Source organism: uncultured Roseovarius sp., from assembly GCF_913054395.1.
In the GTDB taxonomy this organism is placed as follows: Bacteria; Pseudomonadota; Alphaproteobacteria; order Rhodobacterales; family Rhodobacteraceae; genus Roseovarius.
Genome location: NZ_CAJXIP010000231.1, coordinates 1 through 3521 on the forward strand (window position 1 = coordinate 1; position 3521 = coordinate 3521).

General features: G+C 56.4%; 5 protein-coding genes. 1 reads left to right on the forward strand and 4 read right to left on the reverse strand.

Going from position 1 to position 3521, the window contains the following annotated elements; translation table 11 throughout:
- On the forward strand, positions 1-1070 hold a 1070-nt coding region (locus tag QZ522_RS18470; RefSeq protein ID WP_294615040.1), incomplete at its 5' end, for an aldehyde dehydrogenase family protein.
- A gap of 512 nt (positions 1071-1582) precedes the next feature.
- On the opposite strand, the gene QZ522_RS18475 is transcribed toward QZ522_RS18470, so the two are convergent.
- From QZ522_RS18475 to QZ522_RS18490, 4 genes are all read right to left on the reverse strand, one after another.
- A complete protein-coding gene (locus QZ522_RS18475; RefSeq protein ID WP_294615042.1) occupies positions 1583-1861 on the reverse strand; it encodes a PepSY domain-containing protein in 279 nt (92 codons plus the stop codon).
- A gap of 34 nt (positions 1862-1895) precedes the next feature.
- The gene (locus tag QZ522_RS18480) at positions 1896-2501 is read right to left on the reverse strand and encodes a ferric reductase-like transmembrane domain-containing protein (protein ID WP_294615044.1); all 606 of its coding nucleotides are present in this window, start codon (positions 2499-2501) and stop codon (positions 1896-1898) included.
- 190 nt (positions 2502-2691) lie between these two features.
- The gene (locus QZ522_RS18485; RefSeq protein WP_294615047.1) at positions 2692-3237 is read right to left on the reverse strand and encodes a luciferase family protein; all 546 of its coding nucleotides are present in this window, start codon (positions 3235-3237) and stop codon (positions 2692-2694) included.
- Positions 3238-3252: 15 nt separating this feature from the next.
- On the reverse strand, positions 3253-3521 hold a 269-nt coding region (locus QZ522_RS18490; protein WP_294615050.1), incomplete at its 5' end, for a YceI family protein.

Below are 3521 nucleotides of genomic sequence, written 5' to 3' on the forward strand. Positions count from 1 at the left end.
GAAGCGTCAACCTGGGGAATGGCAACGCAGCGTTCACGGTGCGCGAGCCGGTGGGCGTGACCGCTCATATCGTGCCGTGGAACTACCCGACGTCAACGCTTGTGCGTGGTATTGCCCCGGCACTGGCAGCGGGCTGCTCGGCGGTGGTAAAGCCTGCGGAAACCACGCCCTTTACTGCGCTGATGATTGCCGAGCTGCTGTTGCGCGCTGGCGTGCCTGCGGGTGTGGTCAATGTGGTCACCGGGACCGGCATCGAAGCCGGTGCGCCGTTGGTCACGGATCCTCGCGTGCGGCATGTGACCTTCACCGGCTCGGTGGCAACCGGCGTCGGGGTGATGCAGAATGTGGCACCCAACGTGACCGGACTGACCTTGGAACTGGGCGGCAAGTCGCCTCTGATCGCGTTTTCTGACGCCGATGCCGAGGCTGTGGCAGAGGGCGCGCTCTGGGCGATCTTTTCCAATTCCGGGCAGATTTGTTCGGCTGGTTCCCGGCTCGTGATCCACCGCGACCTGCACGCCGAGGTGCTGGAACGGCTAGTCAGAAAAGCGCAAGGCCTGCGCTTTGGCCACGGGCTTCGGAATCCGGATATGGGTGCGGTTAACTCTGAGCGGCACTTGGCGCAGATTGCAGGCCATGTGGAGGGTGCCGGCGCCCGCGGGGTAGAGATCGTCACCGGCGGCAACATCTCAACAGACCCAGAAACTGGCAAGGGTTGGTTCTTTGAACCGACCATCCTAGACAACCTGAGCGCCAGCGATGATGTGGTGACCCAGGAAATCTTTGGTCCTGTTCTTGCGGTGCAAACCTTCGAAAGCGAAGAAGAAGCACTGGCGCTCGCCAATGGCACCGAATTTGCTCTGGCTGCTGGGATCTATACCCGCGATATGTCTACCGCCCTGCGCATGGCGCAGCGGGTGGATGCGGGGCAGGTCACCGTCAACGACTATTGGGCCGGCGGAATCGAATTGCCCTTTGGCGGCAACCGAAAATCCGGTTTCGGTCGCGAAAAAGGGTTGGAGGGTCTCGACGCCTACACCCGTACAAAATCTATCACGCTTGCAGTGTGAGGCAGTGCCAGATCTGAGAATTCTAGGGGAAGGGAAATAGTGCTGCTTACCACTCAACAATGGAGTTCTGTATGTTGAATCGACGATGCAACTCGCACCCATGCGTGCTTTCGAGAAACTGCGCTTACTTTATAAGGACTAGTTTCCGTATTTTGGGTTCTTCGAGCAGCCCGAAGCATTGATGCCTGCAAAACTGCCAAGATGAAAGTCCGCTGTTGGCGGAGCGAAGAGTCGGTCGTGCTCCTACTGTTTCTTCGGAATTGCAGCCGGGTTCGAAGACCGCTTTGTGCTAACTGCCGTCATTGTCCTGGGCGATGGGAGCGGCAGGTTTGACCCGCTTGGCTGCCATCGGTGAAAGATACAGCGAATGGCTCGAATGAGCCCACATTACCAAATGCTGCACCTTACACGAATGTCCGGTCAACAGAATATTCGACATCTAATTCGTCTGACAGGCGAAACGCTGCTGTAGCGCGGTGTATCATTGAACACTCCTGTGCACCTCACTCTGATCAGTCCGCGCGAAACAAGATGCGCCCGCGTTGCGCAATGAGTTTTGCATCACCCGTGATGGGGTGAAAATACCCTTCGACACGCTCGCCTTCAGGGGTGTTGCCATAGACCTCCCAACAGCCGCCGTCTACTTTCATGCGGCGCACGGACCATCCTTGGGCTTCCAGCTTTTTCGTCAATTCGGCTTCGGATAACCAGCTTGCGCGTTCGGTCACTTCGCATTCGAACAGCCCCGTCGCGACAGCGCTGAATGGCATGAGTAGCAATGTTGAGGTCAAGAAGATCAGTCGTGCTCTAAGCATAGTGGGGCTCCTAAATCGGTTGGTTTCGGGGACGGGCGTTGCGCCAGATGCGATAGGTCTCAAGTGTGGCGAGGGGGATGAAATGCAGCAGCGCAGGGCCAAGATTATTGTGAACAAAAATCCAGTGCAGCAGTGTTGCAAAAGCCGCCGGGTAGACCCAACGCTGTAGGGATTTCCAAGCGGGTCCCATTTGCCGCACGGAATAACCATTTGAAGTCAGGGCCAGTGGAACAAATATGAACATGGCAAACCAACCTGTCCAGATACCAAGCGCTAGGGCTTCTCCGAGGACGGCGCGCAGCCCCCCCATGTCTATGATGTATAGACCCGTGTGAAAGGCTGCATAGGCAAAGGCCGCCACGCCAAAATAGCGCCGCCGTTTCACCATCCAACGCCAGAGAGCCGAGTCCGGAAACAGCAACCGCATCGGCGTAAGGATCATAGCAATGATCATGAACCGCGCGGCAAATTCGCCAGTCGGGTGCAACAACATTTCGGCGACAGGCTTTCCCTCGGGGCTAGGTTGCCCGGACACCAGAGCGCCCATCATCGGGATGGAGGGCAACGCCAGAATAGTCCATATGAACCAGTGAGAATTGAGAACAGCTTTGAACATCCGGCGCTCCTGTGATGATCCTTGGATGTTAAACATGGCGAAGGGTATTATCCGTCGCAGATGCTTTGGATTTTTAGCAAGGGTGATTGAGCCGCGACTGATCACTTACATTCTGATGACGCCGTTCTCCGACCCTGTGCCCGCGAATGCTCCGAGCACATAATGCGCCCCTATTATTTCTTTCATGCGCTCATTTCGGAAAAGTTTGTCCAGTGATGTAGGTATATGAGCTTTGCACCAACTGAATCACAGTGCCGAGCTCTTCCTTGGTGTTCGGTGTATAAATCATGACGAACCCCTCCCAGCCTTGGCGTTGTTGGGCCCAAGGATGCGCAATCGCCCAGCCCATCGCGACAGCCTTGCGGGCAATGACGGGATCCAACGAAGCGTGCAAGCTGCCATCTGGATGCAAATGGGCAAACTCGCGTCCGCCGACAATGGAGCCAGGCCGCGCGAGGGTGACATCTGCATCCAATTGAAACCCAACCGCACCGGGTAGTGAAACGCGCGTTGGGCCAAGGCTGACACCAGGGAATTCTGCAACGCTTCGCAGAAGTTCCGCTTTGATTTCCGGGTCTGCTTGGACGCCGATTTGCACATGCGGCACTCCGTTGGTTGTTTCAGGCTGAGGTGATGTGCGTTGTGGCAACGACATCCCCTGCGCAAAGGCAGGGAATGCCGCGATAGCAAAGAACGCCGCGCGCCAAATCGCAAAGAAACTCAATCGATTTCGCATGTTGCCTACCAGTCTCTATTTTGATTTCAGGGCTTCGATCGAGATGATGAGTTCAATCTCATCGCTCACAGCCGGGGCAAATGCGCCAAGGCCAAAGTCCGAGCGCACAATAGTTGCGCTGGCTTCAAATCCCAAAGTCGGCACGCCTTCTTTGGGGCCAAATGGGTAGGGGGCGGATTTGTTTAAGGTTGTTTCAAGAACAACCGGCTTTGTGACGCCGTTCATAGTCAGGTCCCCGGTAATATTGGCCGCGCTTTCCCCGGTCACTTCGATGCCTGTAGAGG

Excerpts from the sequence above, each read along its gene's own strand:
- QZ522_RS18480 (WP_294615044.1), bottom strand. The coding sequence starts at position 2,501 with ATGTTCAAAGCTGTTCTCAATTCTCACTGGTTCATATGGACTATTCTG.
- QZ522_RS18485 (WP_294615047.1), bottom strand. The coding sequence starts at position 3,237 with ATGCGAAATCGATTGAGTTTCTTTGCGATTTGGCGCGCGGCGTTCTTT.